Origin of the sequence: Flagellimonas aquimarina (assembly GCF_003149745.1) — a bacterium.
In the GTDB taxonomy this organism is placed as follows: Bacteria; Bacteroidota; Bacteroidia; order Flavobacteriales; family Flavobacteriaceae; genus Flagellimonas; species Flagellimonas aquimarina.
Window position 1 is genome coordinate 1389168 of the sequence record NZ_QGEG01000002.1, and the last position, 19997, is coordinate 1409164.

General features: G+C 35.0%; 16 protein-coding genes. 3 read left to right on the forward strand and 13 right to left on the reverse strand.

What is annotated here, in order from left to right; translation table 11 throughout:
• Positions 1 to 5 precede the first annotated feature (5 nt).
• From DKG77_RS13120 to DKG77_RS17065, 8 genes are all read right to left on the reverse strand, one after another.
• The gene (locus tag DKG77_RS13120) at positions 6 to 1016 is read right to left on the reverse strand and encodes an O-antigen ligase family protein (protein ID WP_133248458.1); all 1011 of its coding nucleotides are present in this window, start codon (positions 1014 to 1016) and stop codon (positions 6 to 8) included.
• Between the two features lie 177 nt (positions 1017 to 1193).
• Positions 1194 to 2351, reverse strand: coding sequence for a glycosyltransferase family protein (locus tag DKG77_RS13125; protein WP_109663620.1), 1158 nt, complete (start codon positions 2349 to 2351; stop codon positions 1194 to 1196).
• A 4-nt stretch (positions 2352 to 2355) separates the two neighbouring features.
• Positions 2356 to 3066 carry a CatB-related O-acetyltransferase gene (locus DKG77_RS17280; RefSeq protein WP_109663622.1) on the reverse strand — a complete coding sequence of 237 codons (711 nt, stop codon included), beginning with the start codon at positions 3064 to 3066 and terminating at the stop codon, positions 2356 to 2358.
• A gap of 49 nt (positions 3067 to 3115) precedes the next feature.
• The gene (gene asnB, locus DKG77_RS13135) at positions 3116 to 4966 is read right to left on the reverse strand and encodes an asparagine synthase (glutamine-hydrolyzing) (RefSeq protein ID WP_109663624.1); all 1851 of its coding nucleotides are present in this window, start codon (positions 4964 to 4966) and stop codon (positions 3116 to 3118) included.
• A gap of 187 nt (positions 4967 to 5153) precedes the next feature.
• Positions 5154 to 6494, reverse strand: coding sequence for a flippase (locus tag DKG77_RS13140; protein WP_109663626.1), 1341 nt, complete (start codon positions 6492 to 6494; stop codon positions 5154 to 5156).
• Positions 6495 to 6561: 67 nt separating this feature from the next.
• The gene (locus tag DKG77_RS13145) at positions 6562 to 7650 is read right to left on the reverse strand and encodes a GDP-L-fucose synthase family protein (protein WP_109663628.1); all 1089 of its coding nucleotides are present in this window, start codon (positions 7648 to 7650) and stop codon (positions 6562 to 6564) included.
• Entirely contained in the window at positions 7651 to 8766 is a 1116-nt protein-coding gene (gmd, locus tag DKG77_RS13150; RefSeq protein WP_109663629.1) for a GDP-mannose 4,6-dehydratase, read from the reverse strand.
• 261 nt (positions 8767 to 9027) lie between these two features.
• The gene (locus DKG77_RS17065; protein ID WP_207785456.1) at positions 9028 to 11055 is read right to left on the reverse strand and encodes a hypothetical protein; all 2028 of its coding nucleotides are present in this window, start codon (positions 11053 to 11055) and stop codon (positions 9028 to 9030) included.
• Between the two features lie 322 nt (positions 11056 to 11377).
• Between DKG77_RS17065 and DKG77_RS13160 the strand changes: the two genes are divergently transcribed.
• Positions 11378 to 11998: a sugar transferase gene (locus tag DKG77_RS13160; RefSeq protein ID WP_109663631.1), complete on the forward strand. Its 621-nt coding sequence runs from the start codon at positions 11378 to 11380 to the stop codon at positions 11996 to 11998.
• A 17-nt stretch (positions 11999 to 12015) separates the two neighbouring features.
• Here the strand turns inward: DKG77_RS13160 and DKG77_RS13165 are convergent, their stop codons facing one another.
• Both DKG77_RS13165 and DKG77_RS13170 read right to left on the reverse strand, forming a co-directional pair.
• Entirely contained in the window at positions 12016 to 13389 is a 1374-nt protein-coding gene (locus DKG77_RS13165) for a phenylacetate--CoA ligase family protein (RefSeq protein WP_109663633.1), read from the reverse strand.
• A 60-nt stretch (positions 13390 to 13449) separates the two neighbouring features.
• Positions 13450 to 13824, reverse strand: a complete 375-nt coding sequence (locus DKG77_RS13170) for a hypothetical protein (RefSeq protein WP_109663635.1) — start codon at positions 13822 to 13824, stop codon at positions 13450 to 13452.
• Between the two features lie 189 nt (positions 13825 to 14013).
• On the opposite strand from DKG77_RS13170, the gene DKG77_RS13175 reads away from it, so the two are divergent.
• A complete protein-coding gene (locus DKG77_RS13175) occupies positions 14014 to 16248 on the forward strand; it encodes a TonB-dependent receptor (RefSeq protein ID WP_109663637.1) in 2235 nt (744 codons plus the stop codon).
• 9 nt (positions 16249 to 16257) lie between these two features.
• Positions 16258 to 16620 (forward strand): heavy-metal-associated domain-containing protein, encoded by a 363-nt coding sequence (locus DKG77_RS13180; protein ID WP_109663639.1) that lies wholly within the window; start codon positions 16258 to 16260, stop codon positions 16618 to 16620.
• A gap of 49 nt (positions 16621 to 16669) precedes the next feature.
• On the opposite strand, the gene DKG77_RS13185 is transcribed toward DKG77_RS13180, so the two are convergent.
• The 3 genes from DKG77_RS13185 to DKG77_RS13195 form a co-directional block, all read right to left on the reverse strand.
• Positions 16670 to 18031 carry a tyrosinase family protein gene (locus DKG77_RS13185; protein ID WP_109663641.1) on the reverse strand — a complete coding sequence of 454 codons (1362 nt, stop codon included), beginning with the start codon at positions 18029 to 18031 and terminating at the stop codon, positions 16670 to 16672.
• A 59-nt stretch (positions 18032 to 18090) separates the two neighbouring features.
• Entirely contained in the window at positions 18091 to 19134 is a 1044-nt protein-coding gene (locus DKG77_RS13190; RefSeq protein ID WP_109663643.1) for a sugar-transfer associated ATP-grasp domain-containing protein, read from the reverse strand.
• Between the two features lie 17 nt (positions 19135 to 19151).
• Positions 19152 to 19997, reverse strand: an 846-nt coding sequence (locus tag DKG77_RS13195) for a fibronectin type III domain-containing protein (protein ID WP_279305973.1), incomplete at its 5' end; no start/stop codon positions are given.

The following is a 19997-nucleotide window of genomic DNA, read 5'->3' on the forward strand; positions in this document are numbered from 1 at the left end:
TGACGCTAATCAATTACAGGATAATCGGTATTGTATTTTTTTACAACACCAATAAAAAAGCAAAAAAATGCAAAAAAATCGAACATCCCCTCAAGAATAGGTTCCACCATAAAAACCATACAAATTGAGAGTGTGTAAACAATCAATAGGTTATTTAAAGCGTAAGCCGATTTGTTTTTTTTAATTGCTTTTCTAACGGAAAGAAATGCGTTCGTAGTAAAGGCAATCAATAAAAAAAAGGAAAGAAAGCCTCCAATTCGCAGTACATCAAACCATAGGTTATGTGCATGTCCAAATTCATCTTCGCTCCAACCCAAGGGCTTTTCAAAAAGGTTTTCCATAGATTTCACCCATCGCTCGGTACGGCCTCCTCCAGACGCAATATCCTCACCTCCACCATCTTCCATTCTACCAGCAAAAGCGGATAGCCAATCTTGGTCTAAATCAAAGCTTACAGTATTTGCAATAAAGAAAATTATAAGTGCAAACAGCGAAAACATAAAAAAATTTCTTTTAAATGACTGTCTTGGCATTACATAAAACAATGATATCAACAAAGTAATGACGCTAATACTTAACTGGGTTCTACTACCAATCCTAAGCACACATGCTATTGATATGATGTATGTTAGAAGAAGTACTATTTTCATTACAAAGGGAAGCTTCTTTATTTCGGGTATTAACAAGGCAGGTATTGTCATCACGATAGTGAAATAAGCTCCCATTATGGTAGCAGGTATTATTTGTCCAGTCCAATAATTTGGTAGATTTCGATCAACAACATTATATCCATTTTGAAGAATGTCTGTGAAGACAGAAAGAATTGCAGATATGGAAAAAACACTGCCGGCACATAACAAAAGTAAAACCAGGTTTGCCCTGTTTCCATCCACCTTATCTGCAAAGTATTTTCCTAATAAATAAAGAGTACCTGGTGCAATCGCATAAATTATTATATACTGATTACCTGCTTTAGGTTCAAACGAAAAAAAAGCAGCATAGGTGAGGGAAAACATAAACAATAGTAAAAAACCTATATCTATGTTCTTGACTAGAAACCCTTTTTGCAAAATTATTAGACCTGTTAATAAAAAACCTATGTAAATATTTAACCCATAAGGGTTTAGCAAATACAGAAAAAGCAATGCAACAAAAGGTATCCCGATTTTTCTAATCTCTTTAAGCACTGTAGGTCATCTTTTCGTTATTTTTTTCCATAGATTATTGAACTTTGAAAGAGTTGATCTTAAAAATAGTTTTCTAACTATTTTGTAGGGCACCTGTTTAAAATTATAACTTACTTTTCTCTCAAAATCCTGTGTGTTGGGGTTTTGTTCTTTACTATGGGTGTCGTACAAAAAGAGTTCAAACCCTTTTACCGAACGCAATATATTATCCTCATGTGGTTTTAAAGATTTACCGAAGGAACTTATTATTTTGTAGTTCATAATCTTAGAAGTCAAAACGTATCGTTGATTTATTGCAGGTTTATACCCATAGAGGTCTGTGCATAACTCCTTTTGCTCCAATTCAAGAGATTTATGAAGTTTTTTGTTTTCAAAAAAAGCATCATATACTGCTAAAGAATCTTTTAGTTGGGAAAATCTATATGTTTTTTTCATACCATAATCCAATGGTACTTGGTATATGGTACTATCATTTCCAACATGCGTTCCTGCATCACTAAAATTTGTTGCCAATGCTATTTTGGGATAAAGGAAATGAAGATCATTTTCAACCAGATAGGCAATGTTATATTTAAGCCACGATTTTGGCGACCAACTTCTTACATAAGCAGGAACATTTAAATTATTATCAATATCTGGATTGTTGTTATACCATTGTATAAACCCACTCCATTGCTCCTTTGTCCAGGCTTGCCCCCATGAAGAAGCAAACTGAAAATACCAATTGTCGTACCCATCCTCCAAAGCTGAAAAATTGGCACGTGTGTTTACGTTAAGCTGGTGGTTATACAATGAAATTCCACCGATTGCGCGTTCCTTTGTAGAAAAAAGCAAGGCTTGTTCTGTAAACAAATAAAAATTGGGGGAAACGAACAAATCATCTTCTAAAACAATAACAGCCCCATACTCAACACTTAGTCCCCCACACTTCAGAATATGCTTTCTTAAACCCAAGTTGGTCTCTTGGCAAAGTACCTTCTTTTCTCCATTCTCCCAATTAAACTTATTGGCTATGGCAATAACATCTTGATTGTTTTCGGCTTTATCAATGCTAATAATCAGATCAATGTCCTTATGTGGGTATTTTGCCTCACTCAAAGAGCCCAACAATCTAGTTAAAGACCTTGGTCTATTATAGGCTACAACAACAATAGGGATTTTCATCTCGTTATTCTTTTGATTTTAGATGCTCCTTAAAATCATTGATATTTCTAAAAAATGAAGCTTTTTCTTGTATCCAGCCCTTGGGCTTGTCCCACCACTTAAGTTCCATCAAAAAGTCTATTTCTTCATCACTGAATCGTTTTTTTATAATCTTAGCTGGTACACCTCCTACAATGGTATAGGGTTCCACATCTTTAGTTACCAATGCGTTGGCTGCAACGATTGCTCCATCACCTATCTTTATCCCGTCCATAAGTGATACATTGGCCCCTATCCAAACATCGTTGCCAATGATTATGCTATGGTTATCTTCATTTGGAACGGCAAATTCTTCAAAATACTGCTTATCTACATATGTAAAGCCCACTGGAGTTTTTAACGCAAAAAAAGAGGGATGTGTTGATACAAAGGTGTTAGAAGGATGTTTTCCAAATATGCAAGTAACTTTTGGGCCAATAGAGCAATATCTACCAATACTTGCTTTGGCCAATTTTGCCCCTTCAGCAATATACGAGCCAAATCCAATTTTTGAAGAAACTATTGAGCTATTTTTACCAAAACCATTACTACCTTCACATACTACGGAAAAGCCGATAAAAACATTTTTCTGATAGGTAATACCCCTTTTTCTCTTTAGATGAAGCTTTCTAAAAAAAATAGCCGCTCTAGTAAGAAAAGAGCTTGAGAGCACCCATTTTTTTAATTTACCAATCATAAATAAACTCTTTGCCATGTTGCAATTCAAAATCTACAGCCACTGCAATCTATTTGTTCAACGTTCTATTAAGAACAGCCTTTTCCCAAATGTAAGGTGAAAATTCCGACCAGCATTTTTGTGCCTGCGTAAAATTGCTATTTTCTTTGGTCACAATTTTAGTAATCCTTTCTCTCAAAAAGTCTGGCTTTTCCACTAAGTTGGATTCAAGAAATGATTTTGAGTTTATACTATCCATAAACCATTCGCTCAATTCGTTTTGCATCCAATCTACAATTGGTGAACTAAACCCAATCTTTGATTTTCGCCAGGTAACTTCTTTTGGCAAATAAGGATCTAAAGCATCTCTAATAATTCTCTTTGTATAACCATCTCCCAATTTACTAGAATATGGAAGCGAATTAACAAAACTTACTATTCTATGGTCCATGAACGGCATTCTAATTTCCACGCTGTTGATCATTGCATACCTGTCATAGTTTCTTAGCAAGGTGGGCAGTATATTTTCATGAAACATTGCGTAAAGATATTGCGTAAGGTTATCCAGTTTTTTAAAATTTGGATGGTCCTGATCTCTAGAAGGTATGGTTTGTCCCATTATTTTTTTTACCCCTTTCTTTACCATATAATTATAGAACAATTTATAATTACTAGTCCTGGAATATTGAGTTTCATCCTCATTTACACTTCCTTGATATATGTCCAATATATCTTTGGTCTTTTTCATATTGAAACGTGCATCCCACAAACTTTCCAATGTACCTTGCTGATAACCACTCAGTAATTCATCAGCTCCATGACCATCTAAAGTAACAGTGACACCGTTTTTCTTAACAGCTCCATAGAGCATTATCATAGGAAGTGGAGATGTAATGTATAAATCTTCAAAAAGGTAAAAATATTCTTCAAGCTTGCTCCAATGTTCCAAAGGCTCAATATCTATAAAAGTTGATTGCAACCCTAAATGATCTGTCACCATTTTAGCATAATGAGACTCATCTAACGGCGTACCAGGAAAGGAAGCAACAAACGCATGCTGCCAGTCTTTTGCATAACTATTATTGTTCTTGGACAAATTGGCCATAGCGGCAATAGTTGCGCTGCTATCAAGTCCTCCGCTCAAAGCCGTTCCTATTGAGACGTCTGACCTCATTCTAAGCTTACAAGAGTCCATAAACAGCTCTCGAAAATGTTCTACTTGCTCACCGTAAGTTTTAGGTACTTCCACCAGATGATCCAAAGTGTTCCAATACCTGTATGTTGTGAGCTTGCCATCTACTAAATTACCGTTATAACCTGCTGGGAACCTTTTTATTCCTTTTATCAAACATTTATCGGTGGTCTCATAGAAGAAAATATTTTTCTTCATCCAATCAAAATCATCTGATACTTCCAATTTATCAAAATATGGAAATATAGCTTTCATCTCAGAAGCGAAAATGAACTTTTCGTTTATGAATGCATAAAACAAAGGTTTCTTTCCAAATCTATCCCGGGATAAAAACATTTGTTTTTTTTGATTGTCCCATATAGCCAAGGCCCACATACCATTAAACTTTAACATACTCTTCTCTCCCCATTGAATATAGGATTTAAGAAGAACCTCTGTATCAGAAGTAGATTTAAAGCTGTGTCCCAAATTCAATAACTCCTTCTTTATTTCTAAAAAATTATAGATTTCGCCATTGAATACAATTGTATACCGATCATCATCTCCGCTCATGGGTTGATGACCTTTTGCAGAAATATCCAAAATTGAAAGTCTACGATGGCCAAGAGAAACGTTGTCATCAATACTTTCTATTCCAAAGCTGTCAGGTCCTCGATGAGTTAAGGTGTCAAGTGAATTTTTAAATGATTCGTAAGGAGTTGCTGGAACTGTTCCTAATATACCACACATATGTAACAGACTGATTTACAGTTAAAATTTAGCTAATCTTAAACTATTTTGGTTTATATAAAAAATAAAAGCAAATATCCATGATAAGCCCTTAAGACAGAAATAAATTCGCTGATATATCATATTATAACTTTAAATATACAATCACTCACCCTCTAAACGAACCATAATTAGAAAGTACACCAGATTATATGGATGATTTATTTTTTAGTACCCTTCCTAAAACACTTATAAAAAAAAGTGATTTTAGCATCATAAAAAATGAAGGCCTAGTTTTTCTAAAAACGACAGGGGTTAGAACAGATGCAACAAATTGTGAAATAAGTGTAGCAAAGGCAGCTCCATATATTCCATATTTTGGAATAAGGAAAAGATTCAATATTACATTGGTCACCATTCCTAAACCCAGACAAATTATGTTGTAAGCTTGAAGGTTTTCACTAATAAACCATTTTTGGTTAGCAACACCTAAGAAAACAAAAACACCGGCCCAAATATGTATTTTAAGCACTGAAGAAGTTTGGTCAAAAGCCTCTCCATAAAGTAATAAAATAGCCCAATCTCCAAATATTAAAATAGGCAGTATTATTGCCAAACCAAGTATGACCATTAAATCGTAAAGGTTTTGTAAACGAGATAAATAAAGGGTGTTACTTTTTATTTTTGCATTGATTATTGCCGGAAACAATGAACTACAAATTATTGTGGGAATAAAGTACCAAGCCTCGCTAAGTCTTACTGCGGCAGAATATTGACCAACCGAAGAATTATCCATGATTTCTTGAATCATGATTTGGTCCACTTTCATATAGATAGATATTACAATACTGCTTAGTATCAGCGGCCATGAGTCGCTAAGCAATCCTTTTGCGGTTTTGAAAGAAAACTTCCAGCTGAAAATTGAATTGCCTGCCACATGATAAAAATACAGTTGACCAACCATGAGGAAAAACACATCAAAAGCCAAGATGTATACAAAATAGATCAATGGAGCCATTTGCCAAATACATATCAATTTGATGCCTGCTGATAAGAAAACCCCAACAAGCCCGGGAATAGCACCAAATTTGCTTTTTACCTGACTATTAAAATAGCGGGTGATGACCCCAAAACTCTGAAGAAATGTTGTAAGACCAAGTATTAGAATAATCTTATTGGTAATTGGCTCATTATCATTAAAGTAAACAAAGGTTAGCAAACAGAGCATTATAACACCAGAACCCAATGTTTGTAACCCGAAAGCGGTACCCAACAAAACCTTATCGTTTTCTTTGGATTTCACTAATTCCCTAACCAAAATATCTCCCAATCCCAAAGATGAGAATGCGGCAAAAAGACCTACAAAACTTTGTGCATAACTAAGAATCCCAAATTTCTGTGGTCCCAAATATCTGGTAACCATTACTCCAACTGTGAGCGCAATTAACAATCGAATTACTTTTTCGCCCATCAACCATGAAGTATTTTTCAGGTATTTAAGAAAACCTTTTTTATTCTTTAGTAATCCAGCTACTTTTCTCAAAACCATTTAAGTAAGAATAAAAGAAATAATGCAAGAAGTGATCTCAAAAATGAATTTATATATACTGCAAGCTTTAAGCCGTCTCAAGGTAGTGTGAACATAGAGCTTTTATACCTTCGGATATTTCAATAGAATGTTTCCAACCCATATTGTTTAGCTTGGATACATCTGTTAATTTAACCATAGTCCCATCTGGTTTATCTTCATTAAAATGAAAAGTTCCATTGAAACCAACATGCTCTTTAATCAACAATGCAAGCTCTTTAATAGATATGTCTTTCCCAGTACCAATGTTTATATGAGTATTTCTAACTTCTTTGTCGCTATTGTCGTATGTGTCCTTAAAATCCCTTTTATTCATTAAAAAAACACATGCATCAGCCATATCTTCTGACCATAGAAATTCTCTTCGTGGATTTCCTGACCCCCATATTTCCACTGTTACCTCATCATTTTTAAGTGATACACCATATTTTTCTAGGACTCCAAGAATGTGATTTTCAGACGAGGAACCATTTTCATTCTCAATAGGTAATTTTTTCAAATCATTTTTTATAAAATCCCAGTCGGACGCTTCTAGTGCTTTGCCCAACAAAATTTTTCTAACCAAAGCTGGTAAAACGTGTGATTTTTCTAAATCAAAATTATCGTTAGGACCATAAAGATTGGTAGGCATTACAGAAATAAAGTTAGTGCCGTACTGCAAATTGTAGCTTTCACACATTTTTATGCCAGCAATTTTCGCAATGGCATAAGGTTCATTGGTATATTCAAGTATATCTGTAAGAAGGTATTCTTCTTTCATGGGTTGAGGACATTCTTTTGGATAAATACAAGTGCTTCCCAAGAACATCAATTTCTTTACATTATTGCGATATGATTGATGAATGATATTATTCTGAATCATCAAATTCTCATAAATAAAATCTGCCCTGTAAATATTATTTGCAATAATTCCTCCAACCTTTGCTGCGGCAAGAAACACATACTCAGGCTTTTCAACTTCAAAAAAATTAGAGACAGAAAGAGAATCCAATAAATTAAGTTCAGATCTGGACCTTAGCAATAAGTTATGATAACCTTTTGCCTTAAGGTTTTTTACAATTGCACTACCAACAAGTCCACGATGCCCTGCAACAAAGATTTTCGAACTTTTATTCATCTATTCGAAATAATTTAAAACTTGGTATCCTCCTTTTTTAAGGTACTGGTCTTTTTGCATCAGTTTTACATCACTCTGCATCATATCTTTCACTAAGCCTTGTAAGTCATACTCAGGTATCCAACCCAATTTCTGATTAGCTTTTGTTGGGTCGCCTATAAGTAAATCAACTTCTGTAGGTCTAAAGTATTTTGGGTCTACCGCCAAGATTTCTTTTCCAGTTTCTAATTGAAAATCAGGGTTTTTGCATGCTTTAACATATCCCTTTTCATCAACTCCTTCCCCTTTAAATTCTAGTTCAATTCCCACTTCTGAAAAACTCATTCTGACAAAATCACGAACTGTTGTTGTTTTTCCAGTTGCAATTACCCAATCTTCCGGTTCGTCATGTTGCAATATCATCCACATCATACGAACATAATCCTTAGCATGGCCCCAATCACGCTGGGCATTTAGATTTCCCAGATAAAATTTGTCTTGTAATCCTAAAGCTATCCTAGCCGTGGCTCTAGTTATTTTTCGAGTTACAAATGTTTCTCCCCTAATAGGTGACTCATGATTGAACAAAATTCCATTACAGGCATACATTCCATATGCTTCTCTATAGTTAACAGTTATCCAATATGCGTACATTTTGGCAACAGCATAAGGGCTTCTAGGATAAAATGGTGTTGTCTCCGATTGTGGAACCTCTTGTACCTTCCCGTATAATTCTGAAGTGGAAGCTTGATAGATTCGCGTCTTTTTCTCTAACCCCAATAGTCTTACCGCATCAAGAATTCTCAATGTGCCAATACCATCAGCATTTGCAGTATATTCAGGGATTTCAAATGAAACGTGGACATGGCTCATTGCGGCCAAGTTATATATCTCATCAGGTTGAATTTCTTGAATTAAACGAATTAGATTAGTACTATCCGTCATATCCCCGTAGTGCAGAATGAAATTCCGATTTTCAATATGAGGATCTTGATATAAATGATCAATTCTGTCTGTATTGAAAAGGGATGAGCGTCGTTTTAGACCATGAACTTCATATCCTTTTTTTAACAGAAATTCACTAAGATAGGCACCGTCTTGTCCTGTAACACCAGTAATTAATGCTTTTTTTGCCACGCTATTTATTTTAAGTTGCAAAGATGTGGATTAAACATCATATAACAAGCAATATTGTATGAAATGCATTTTTTTTAGATAGAGAACCTCTCTGCGCTTATAATTGGCAATAAGTTTCTTAAAATACAAAGAGAGGGAATTTAAATTCCCTCTCTTTGTATCTAAAATAATATGTCTATTCCTCTTTCATAAATTCAACTTTCACCATTGTATAATTCTTATGAATCATACGTATTTATGCGGGAAAAGTTAAATAGAAGTTTATTTTATTGTTATTGGGTTGCCATTGCTGTCGGAACTATTTACCACTTGTACCGATTGTGATCCTCCCGATACTTCCAATGCATTGGTCCCTCCAGCACCAGAAAGGGTGCAATCTTTAATCATGTTAGTACTATTAAAACTACCTTTTAAGTAACCAAATGGTCTTGATGATTGGCCATTGATATAAGTAACATTAACCTTATCTAAGGTAACTCCAACAACATCAACCCCATTACTTGCTATTACTCCATTGATACCGTTTGGTGAATTTATATCAACATTGATGTCGTTGTTTGTAAAATCTATATATCCATGCGCACCGTTTCTCGCTGAAAACCTTAATGCTCCAACATCAACACCCTGAGTTGAAGTAAAATTGAATTCATTACTGTCAACTTCAATAGGTTGGTTGTTTACCGGTGCATATTGAGTCATTGTATTTACATAGCAGTTGTTAAAAGTGTTATTAGTGACCTGAATATCTTTTAACGCACCGCTATAGCTACTTGTATTGGAGCCTAATCTAACACCACCATAATTTCCTACGTTCTCCATTGTAAAAATGTTATTTTCTATAATAACATCTTTAGCGTCTGTAACAGAGAGCAAAAAGTAATGTGCATCATTTCCAGGTACAGTTCTAATCGTATTGTCATGTACTCTAATATTCTCAATCAAATTACCTGAGCTAGTACTGAAAAAATCTATCATTGTACCCATTTGTTGGGCTGAGTTAAACATTGATTGTGGAATTTCCTCAAAGTAACTGTTTTTAATCTCCACATTGGAAACACAAAGCTTCATCGCCCTTCTTGTACAATACCTATAATCTTCATTGGTAAATGAAAAGCTTCCATTATGACTAACACTTGCTCCACCAATAGCATAGAATCCTTCCGCATCATCACCTATTATGTTCCTTACAACATTATTCTCATAAACTACATTAAAAGTTGTAGAACTGGTCATTCCACTTAAAGTGTACCACCAAGCTTTAGCAATCCCACCTGCATCATTGTAGTTACCATCACCTTGGGCAACAATATCTTCTATGCGATTATTTTTAAACTCTCCATAACTAAAACCTGAGGAATTGGCGTTAATTGAAAATCTAAACGCTACACATCTAACAGTGTTAGGAGAATATAAATCGTGTACCCATAGGTTATTGAATTTAAAATGATCTTGTCCATGAAGATAAAAAAGTCTACCATAAGTGCCAGTACCATCAAACTCACCATTGTAAATATTAGGTGAGAGATTTGTTATATCAAATACCGCATCCACTGATACCTTTGAATTGTTAAAATTAGCGGCACTTGTAACTTTCACAACAGAGCCATTCATATTCCAATTAAAAATTCCAGACCTTCTGTAATTTGAAGGTTGATTTTTAATGTAGGACCCATTAGTAGCACCCACAGCCAAAGAGGAATTATTGATCAATGCATCAATTGCGTCATTGTCATCTGAAGAGTCTCCAGATGTAGCTCCAAATGTTTCAGGGCTTATTCTAGAACCTGCATAAACTTCACTAAATGTCGTAGAAGATGAAAAAGCCTGCTTAAAAGTGTTCTCTATAAACGCGCCATTTAACTGAATACCTGATCCTGTAATGACGCCACCGGCTGGTTCTATTGTCTGATTTGCTGCAAAAGTACAACCACTGCAATCAAATGATTCTGTAATTATTGCCTTGAAATTAGCTTTTGAGGGATCCGAAATTTCAGAAGAGGAAGATGGATGATAGACCCCTTCAATTTTGTTGGTGTTAATTGGATCGGTAGGGTCAACTGGAGCATCCACAACAGGGTCTTCTTCAGTATCTTCCGAAGTATCTTCTGAGGTATCTTCCGAAGTATCTTCTGAGGTGTCTTCCGAAGTATCTTCCGAAGTTTCCACTACTTCTTCCTCTTCTAGAATGGATTCATAAAAAAGGTCACTATCTTTGTTACAAGATGAAAAAATTAACATAAAGGAGACCAAAAACATCATTGTAAGTGGGGTACGATACGATAAGTTCATAGTTAAGAGGTGATTTCGGGTTTTAAAATTAATACATGTCCAAAGTTAATTCGTCTAAAAACGAAAAAATTCGATGAAATACACCTACATTACGCAAATACCTAAATTTTGGATTTCTCTAATGTTGATTTATCGATGAAATACCTCGAACTTTAACACTCTTTAAGAAACTATGGAAGTATTACCCCTTTATAGCGCTATAAAATCTTTATTTTCGCTTAGCAAGCTAATTTTAAGGTAGGTTTATACTAAAAATGTTGACAGTTTGGTCATTTAAAAAGATTGAAGAAACCTTTACAACAACAAAAGTATTCAAGTAATAATGTATAAGTCTTTTTTTAAAAGGGTATTGGACCTCATTCTTTCCATTGTGGGCTTTACTCTTCTTTTCCCGGTGTTTGTGTCTATTTGGTTGATTCTTTTATTTGTTAATAATGGCAAACCTTTTTTTGTGCAACCTAGACCAGGTAAAAACGAAAAAGTTTTTTCTATTCTCAAATTCAAGACAATGACGGATAAGAAAGGTGAAGATGGAAAGCTGCTGCCGGATGAGCTTAGGGTAACAAAATTTGGAACTTTTTTAAGAAAAACCTCTTTGGATGAAATTCCACAGTTATTAAGCATAATTATAGGAGATATGAGTCTAATTGGCCCTAGGCCCTTAAGAGTAAGGTATCTTCCTTACTACACGAAGGAAGAACAAATTAGACATACTGTAAGACCAGGGGTAACCGGTCTTGCACAAATCTCAGGAAGAAATTTATTGGATTGGGATATAAGGTTGCAAAAAGATGTAGAGTACGTGAACAATCTCTCTTTTGGATTAGACTTGAAAATTTTGTTCAAGACTTTTGCAAAAGTTTTATCTAGCAATGATGTGGCCCTAGATTCGGAATCAGGAATGATAGATTTTGATGAGGAAAGAAAAAATAAAGACCAATAAAGCTAATCCGAGTTGACTTAATGCACTAGGTTTATCTTCTGTTCTGGTTTCTTGTTAGATAGTTGTTTTTGTTTTTGAATAGCATTGTTGATAACCAGTTTTCGCTTTCCTGATGGTAATAATGGAATATCCTTTACATACTTAATCTTAATAATGGCATCTTGCCCAAAATATTCCATGTACTTATCCCTAAGTACTTCTTCTTCATTTCTATCAAATTCTGGCGAAACTTTTAGTTTTATTATATATACGTCATTTTCTTCTTCCACAAATTGAAACTGTTCTATTCCCTTGAACTGTAGTATATGATGTATGATATGAGATGAAACAAACTCTCCTTTTGTATTGGTGAACATATCCATTTTTCTTCCCTCAACTTTAGAAAACACCAAGCCACCATGAACCGAATCCTCTTCTATTACACCCACATCTCCCGTATCATACCTTATTAAAGGCATAGAATAATTAAAAAGATCAGTTATGATTATTCTTCCCGGCTCTCCCGGTTTGGCGGGTTTATCCTCAGTCAAATCCAATATTTCTATATAATAGCTGGCCCAATTAATTTCAAAATTACCTGCAGCATCTTTTCTTTGTTGCGCGAGAATACCATTTTCACTATTTGAATACCTTGAAAGTACTTCTGTTCCAAAATGTTTTTCAGCTTTTTTCTTTACCTCACTGCTCAATGCTTCGGCAATGGCAATTATAGAATCAACTTTTCTGTTGATTTTCCTTTCAGGGTTCTTATCTAAGTATTGGCAAACGGTATCAAGTGCTGAAGTATAAATCAAAAGACTATTATTAGAATTATTACCTTCTAACTCATTTACTAATTTGGAGATGTTCTCATCTGTTAAATCATCAACGGAGTACATTGCAATATTCTGAAGTTTAGATAGAAACCGATTCTTTTTATATTGCTTATCCCATAACCTAAGATAAAATAACCTTGAGCCTAGATCGTAACCAGCTCTCTTAGCAAAAAATATTGTGTCGGCAGTATTTCTAGCCCTTTTATTTTTATCGTGTAGTATTTTAAAAGGTTTTCCCGTAGAACCGCTGGTCAAAACCTCATGCGTATGTTGGTCCACATACTCATAACTTCTAAATTGTTCAAACTTGTTACGAACTATATGCTTGTTGATTATTGGGATTTTTTCTAGGCTCACAGATTCATCCTGGAGTATATCGCAATAATATGGTACAGTCCGAATAGCGTGTTCAAGAATTTTGTGAAGGTTTTCTTTGCATAATTCTTTAGCTTCATGAGATGTTGGGTTGTTCTGCACCCACTTGACATCTCTATAGTGCTTTCTTACGTTTCCCCCTTTCAATCCATCTAAACTCCAAAATGCCGCCTTACGCGCTTGTTCCAATATTTTTAGCATAATCACACTTTCTATTAATGGGGGAGTTTTGGTTATTCAGTTTTAATACTATATTTTCTTCTATTTGTCCGCTTTCGAACTAATATATATGATTCTATTTACCAGACTATCAATTACATAGGTGTATTTTTTAACCTGTTTGTCTGGAATTTTCAAATACCTTGCAAAATTTTCCTCACTACTAATGCAATAGATTAGAGGGTCATCTTGCAAAGGATTATAATCAAGCTCCTTATATTCTGTTGTATCATTTGGCATTACATCTCCAAAACTCATTGAAAACAAAGAAACTCTAGTAACACCATGATTACTGTTATTTATAACACGTATTTGTGTATTCTCACTATTTTGGATTCTAGGTTTTTCGCAACCCAAGTTTTGGTTCTGGCAAAAGAACAAAAAGAGAAAAAAATTACAGATCCTAACAAGACTCATTTAACTTATGTTTCTACAAATACATATTCGATTTAAAAGTACTATTTAAGTAATCGACCCTGATTTTAAATCTGTTAATAACCAAAAAAATCTATGAACTACATTTCATTGTTAAAATCCGGGTAATTAACTAAATATGAGCGCTGAAAATCCTAGTTTTGAGTAAAAAATAACCGCCCGCCGTATCAGATGAAATCATCTTTACCAATTCTTCTCCTGCTCATCGCGAATCTTTGCCACTCTCAAATTCAAGTTATCGGTACTGTATTGGAATTTACTGAAGATGAGGAGAAAAAATCTATACCAAACGCTAACGTATATTGGTTGTCCAGCACCATTGGAACAACTACAGATTCTCTTGGCAATTTCAAAATTCCGTTTAGAAGAGACTTTAAAAAATTGATCATCAGTTCAGTCGGGTTTAGGTCGGACACTCTTCTGGTAAATAGACCAAATCTGGGCAATATTATACTATATCCAATTGTTGTTTTGGAAGAAGTGATAGTCGAAAAACAAGTAGCACCTCTACAAAAGTCATTGTTCAAAGTCCAAAATGTAGTGTCCGTTGATAGCAGGGAAATGCTCAAAGCTGCCTGTTGCAATCTATCTGAAAGTTTTGAAACCAACCCATCTGTTGATGTCAATATCTCAGATGCTGTGCTTGGTGCAAAGCAAATACAAATGTTGGGGCTTAACAGCCCTTACCTTATGTTTACCCAAGAAAACATGCCTTCTATTAGGGGCGCTTCTCAAATTTTTGGGCTCTCTTTTGTTCCGGGATCATGGATCGAAGGCATCCAGATCACCAAAGGAGCTGGTAGTGTCCTTAACGGATTTGAAAGTATTTCAGGACACATCAACAGTGAACTTGTAAAGCCTATTACCGACAAGCGTTTTTTCCTGAACCTCTACGGCAATAACTATGAAAGGTTTGAGTTTAACACTAGGCTTAACCATAATATTACAGATAGATTAGGAGTAGGATTATATGTACATGCCAACCTCAGAAACGGTTATATAGATAACAATGAAGATACCTTTTTGGATACTCCACTATCCGATCAAGTAAACTTTATGAACCGATGGCAATATATTAATCCAGAAAACGGATGGGTTGGCTATGCAAATATTCAATATTTAGCTGATAATAAAGAAATTGGGCAACTGGATTTTAATCCAGAAACAGATAAGTTGACCACAAACTTCTGGGGTAGCCAAATAAAAACCAACAGATTGGATTTATCATCCAAGCTGGGTTATGTCTTTCCAGATTTGCCATATCAAAGTTTCGGTTTTCAAACAGCTTACAGCAACCATGAACAAAATTCTTTTTATGGTCTCAACCAATATGATATTGATCATAACTCCTTCTATTCCAATTTAATTTTTAACAGTATTATTGGTAGCACACAACATAAATTCAAAACAGGTATAAGTTTGACTCATGATACATTCAATGAATCGGTCAACTCAATTGCTTTTAATAGAACAGATAATTCAATAGGTGCTTTTTTTGAGTATACCTATGATAATCTAGAAAACTTGAGTTTTGTAGCTGGCCTGCGAGTGGATAACCACAATAATTTGGGGAATTTCTTTACCCCTCGTTTTCATTTGAGGTACTCATTATGGGACAAAGCCAGTTTCAGGGCATCTTTTGGAAGAGGCAAAAGAGGAGCTAACATATTTGCTGAGAATCAGCAACTTTTTGCATCATCCAGACAAATAACAATTGATGGGACAGGAGGTAATTATTACGGACTTGAACCTGAAAAAGCATGGAATTATGGCTTAAGTTTCATTCAGAAATTGTATTTATGGGACCGTGTAATGGATTTTTCCATAGATTTTTATAGAACGGATTTTTTAGACCAAGTTGTTGTGGATTGGGAAAACCCAAGAGAAATTTCGTTTTATAATCTTGAGGGAAACAGTCACTCCAACAGTCTTCAGGTCGATCTCAATTATGAATTGCTCCAAGACTTTCATCTACGCGCCACTTATAAATATTTTGATGTAGTCACCGACTATAATAGTGGAACGCTTGAGAAACCATTACAACCTTCTTATCGCTTTTTTGTAAATCTAAATTATGAGACTTTAAAAAAGAATGATAGCCAATGGCGTTTCGACTTTACATCTAATTGGTTGGGGGAACAAAGGCTTCCAAACACCAGTGAAAATCCGGCAGAATTTAGACTTCCCTCCTATTCTACTTCTTACATGCTTATCAATGCACAGATAACTAAAGTTTTTTCCAAAAAGTTTGAGGTTTACATCGGAGGAGAAAATATCAATAACTTTACACAGGATATGCCAATTTTATCAAACGAAAATCCATTTGGCACTTATTTTGACAGCACCATTCTATTTGGACCTGTTTTAGGAAAAGCTTATTACGCAGGGTTTAGATACAAAATTTAATTTTAGAGTATGAAAAAAGCAATATTCACATTTTTTATAATAATAGGAATAAGCCTAGGTTATGGCCAAGAAAAAAATAAATCAGTTTCTTTTGAAGTAAAAGGGAACTGCTGGATGTGCAAAAATAGAATTGAAAAAACCGCCATTAAAATAAACGGTGTGAAATATGCTTCTTGGAATGCTGACACCAAGATTTTTAAGGCTATAATCGATGAACGAAAGTGTACTATCTCATCTGTTCAAGAAAAGATAGCTGAAGTTGGTCATGATACAGGCAGTTTTACATCCACAGAAGAAGTATATAACAATTTACCTGCCTGTTGCCAATATAGAAACCCTGAAAGCTCTAATATGGAGCATGGAAAGCACTAAAACCTTTTTCAACTTTATGCCCAATTGTTGAGGTAACAGTTTTTGGTTTTTAAAGTTTTATCACCCTTTTAGCAACTAATAAATCTCCGTTGCCATTGGTTACCCTAATTACATAAAAACCTGAAGACAACCCATAAAGATTCTTTATTATCAAAGTATCAGTATTCTGGAAAGCTTCTTCACGTATTTTCATTCCCATCATGTTAAACACCTCAATAACGCAATCAGTACGTTTGCTCAAGTTTATTGTTATCTTTTCGGTAAATGGGTTAGGGTGTGCTGCTATTATAACATTTTTGTCATTGGCTATGGCATCACCTTCTTCCCAGACAATGGGCTTGAACAAATCCTCAGAATATGGATAAGGGTTTACCAATCTAATTGGTCCAGATTTACTTGTCCCATTATTTTCTGTATCAATAAGCGCTTCAAAAGATGATCCTGGAGCTGCTTCAAAACCAGGGGTTAAGTTAATCTCAGTTACCGATTCGAGCCTACTGCTAGTTCCCGCTGGTGCAAGAAAATTATCACCTGCCTCAATAGTAAATTGGTAATAGAAAATTTCTTCAGGTCTATAGGTGTTGCTTACAATGTAATTATCTAATTGTGCCAAACCATTTTCTCCATAAAAAACACCTAATGATCTTGTATCTGTAATATCATTGGGGTCCACTAGCGGAAGAGTTTCTCCATTAAATACATAAGTGCCATCATACCGAAGCAGTGATGTAGGTATAAAAGATGAACTTTGATGTATTTCCTCCCAATCATGCCAAATTTTATCGACAAAAGAATGATGAAAATAAAATGCAGGATCTCTTGGCGAAAGTGGCGAGTTCATTGGCCCCCCAATCCAAACATGCGCTCCTCTATGTGGAGCTTGCCTTTCCAATGTGTTTGAAAACACCAGAAAGTCTGTCTCTGCCATTAAATCTGAAATCTCCACAGGCGTAGGAAGTGGACCGTTTGCTCCTAGGTTTCTGTTCAATGACCAATTTGCGTTAAAACTTCCCAGCAATTCTTCTTCCCATAAAGGGCCTGTAGTGGATTGATTAACAGAGGAGTTCCAAAAAGCCAAGCTTATTTCAGGATTTATATCTTGAACAGCCTGCTCCATTTCAAACATTTGTCGTCTATGCCAACCCAGAAAAATTTCCCTTTCTGGTTCATCAGGTAAATTAAAGTGTAAATCTGGTAGGGTGGGGTCCGCCGTATTGTCAAAATTAAAGAAGTCTGCATGAAAAACAGCAAGATCAATGAAAAGGTCAGGACCATTTCTAAGCAAATAAAAAGCATTTACCAACTCTGTTTTTTCGTAATCCGTCATTTCCAGAAAGTCCTTCCTTATACTTTGTGAATATAGTTGAGACATGGAAATAAAAAAGAGGCACAATATAAAACTATTTCTCATCACAGGTTATTTGGGTTCGGCATATATAATTTAATGTACTATACACTTTAAAAAAATCTTTATGCTATTTCTTTCATTACTTCTTTAAAAACCGGATGCTTTAAATATCCGCCATATGCTACATCTGAAGTAAACACATTCATATGTTCATTGGCTTCAACAATTACAGGACCATTTTCCGTAATTGCTATATCCCATCCGATATACCTATCTGGTAAACGTTCCACTGCATCAATTACAAGCTTACAGGCTTCCTTAAAAAAAGGTATTTTAAATTCTTTAAAAGGATAATTACTTTCAGGGTGTTCACTAAAATTCCTCCCTCCAAAACGAATGTGTTCAAGGCCGGAATCCTTTAAACAGCCTTTTTCCAAATCCACAGGGACAAAAACACCTCCAGAATGTAAATTATCTATTACATTGTTACCAATGCCAAACCTCATAAATGCACTTAAAATATGAATCTCTTCTTTTCTATCTATAAAGGTTTCAATTCTAATGGTATTAACACAGCTTGCATGAATTTTGTTTATTTCTTCATGTTGGATTAATACTTCCTCATGAATGTAATCCTGAGCTATGATATCTTTAGCATTATCTTTCAAATCTAAGGCGATACTGTTTTTTTTAATCATGCAAGCTCCTTTTCCTCCGTACAATGAAAATGGCTTCAAAAACAATTTATCATGTTTTGTATTCTCAAAAACATTTTGATAAAAACTTACCAACTCTTCATAATTTGAAACTTTAAAAACCTCCCCGTCAAAGCAAAAATTTGATCCAAAATTATAACTGACAAGTTCCGAAACACGTAACTTGTTTCTGTTGCAAAAAATAGAAAAGATGAGTTTGTTGGATATTATATCCATTCGCTCTTTGCTATGCAAATTGGGACTATGTTTTATCTTATGTTGCTCCTTCTTTCCTAGATAGTCCCTTATATTAGTGATGTCCTTACGGTATAAATACTTAAAATAATATAAAGGAACTTCTTTCTTAACCACCCAAAGGGTCAAAAACTCTGATAAAATCTTAAGATAATTTTTCTTGCGCTTATCTTTTAAAAAAAACAAGAAACCTTTCTTTTGATCTTTGTCTATCATTAATAGATTTTTTTCTATTATTTTTTTAATTGCTCAACTTCCTTGCTCAACTGATCAATTTGACTTTGTTGTAAAAGCAAATACAAGGTTAGCTCCTCTATTTTTTGTAATAGCTTAGCATTCATCCCCCCTAAATCTATGCCCTCTTGCCTTACCTTTTCTGCACTAGGAATATTGGGAAGGTGACCATTTTCTTCGATATATTTTTTGACCTCATCTAATTTCATCAGGTCAAAGTCTTTTAAGAAAACAAAATCGGGCCAGTTGCCCTGCAATTCAACTTTTACTCCCTCTGCAATAACATTTCCTGCAACTGCCAATCTATATCCTTGAGTATTGGTTGTTCCAATTCCCACGTTTTGATCGGCATACAAATCCCTAGCCGTCCAATCCACAGTGCTCATATTAGCATTCTCAGAAGTATAGTCAATAATTCCTCCACCTGAAAGTGTGGTAATACTTTCTGTATTGCTCACAGCAGAAGTATTGCCCGCCGCATCCTCTGCAAAAACAGTAAAGTCATAACTGGTATCAGCTGTAAGACCAGTAACATTAAATGATGTTGTTGTTCCCGTATTGGCAATGCTTACACCATCTTGGAAAACTTCATAGTTGGTGACGCCTACATTATCTGTAGAGGAAGACCAAGACAAGCTAGTACCAACAGAAGTAGTACCTGTTGCAGCCAAGTCAACAATAGCTGTTGGGTCTTCTGTATCTGGACCTGCAAGGGTATTAAGGGTTTCCGTGTTACTTACCGTAGAAGTGTTTCCTTGAGCATCTTCTGCAAAAACAGTAAAATCATAGCTCGTATCAGCCACAAGACCAGTAACATTAAATGTAGTTGCCGTTCCTGTATTGGC

Excerpts from the sequence above, each read along its gene's own strand:
- DKG77_RS13120 (WP_133248458.1), bottom strand. The coding sequence starts at position 1,016 with ATGTTTTCCCTCACCTATGCTGCTTTTTTTTCGTTTGAACCTAAAGCA.
- DKG77_RS13125 (WP_109663620.1), bottom strand. The coding sequence starts at position 2,351 with ATGAAAATCCCTATTGTTGTTGTAGCCTATAATAGACCAAGGTCTTTA.
- DKG77_RS17280 (WP_109663622.1), bottom strand. The coding sequence starts at position 3,066 with ATGATTGGTAAATTAAAAAAATGGGTGCTCTCAAGCTCTTTTCTTACT.
- asnB (WP_109663624.1), bottom strand. The coding sequence starts at position 4,966 with ATGTGTGGTATATTAGGAACAGTTCCAGCAACTCCTTACGAATCATTT.
- DKG77_RS13140 (WP_109663626.1), bottom strand. The coding sequence starts at position 6,494 with ATGGTTTTGAGAAAAGTAGCTGGATTACTAAAGAATAAAAAAGGTTTT.
- DKG77_RS13145 (WP_109663628.1), bottom strand. The coding sequence starts at position 7,650 with ATGAATAAAAGTTCGAAAATCTTTGTTGCAGGGCATCGTGGACTTGTT.
- DKG77_RS17065 (WP_207785456.1), bottom strand. The coding sequence starts at position 11,055 with ATGAACTTATCGTATCGTACCCCACTTACAATGATGTTTTTGGTCTCC.
- DKG77_RS13160 (WP_109663631.1), top strand. The coding sequence starts at position 11,378 with ATGTATAAGTCTTTTTTTAAAAGGGTATTGGACCTCATTCTTTCCATT.
- DKG77_RS13165 (WP_109663633.1), bottom strand. The coding sequence starts at position 13,389 with ATGCTAAAAATATTGGAACAAGCGCGTAAGGCGGCATTTTGGAGTTTA.
- DKG77_RS13170 (WP_109663635.1), bottom strand. The coding sequence starts at position 13,824 with ATGAGTCTTGTTAGGATCTGTAATTTTTTTCTCTTTTTGTTCTTTTGC.
- DKG77_RS13175 (WP_109663637.1), top strand. The coding sequence starts at position 14,014 with ATGAAATCATCTTTACCAATTCTTCTCCTGCTCATCGCGAATCTTTGC.
- DKG77_RS13180 (WP_109663639.1), top strand. The coding sequence starts at position 16,258 with ATGAAAAAAGCAATATTCACATTTTTTATAATAATAGGAATAAGCCTA.
- DKG77_RS13185 (WP_109663641.1), bottom strand. The coding sequence starts at position 18,031 with ATGAGAAATAGTTTTATATTGTGCCTCTTTTTTATTTCCATGTCTCAA.
- DKG77_RS13190 (WP_109663643.1), bottom strand. The coding sequence starts at position 19,134 with ATGATAGACAAAGATCAAAAGAAAGGTTTCTTGTTTTTTTTAAAAGAT.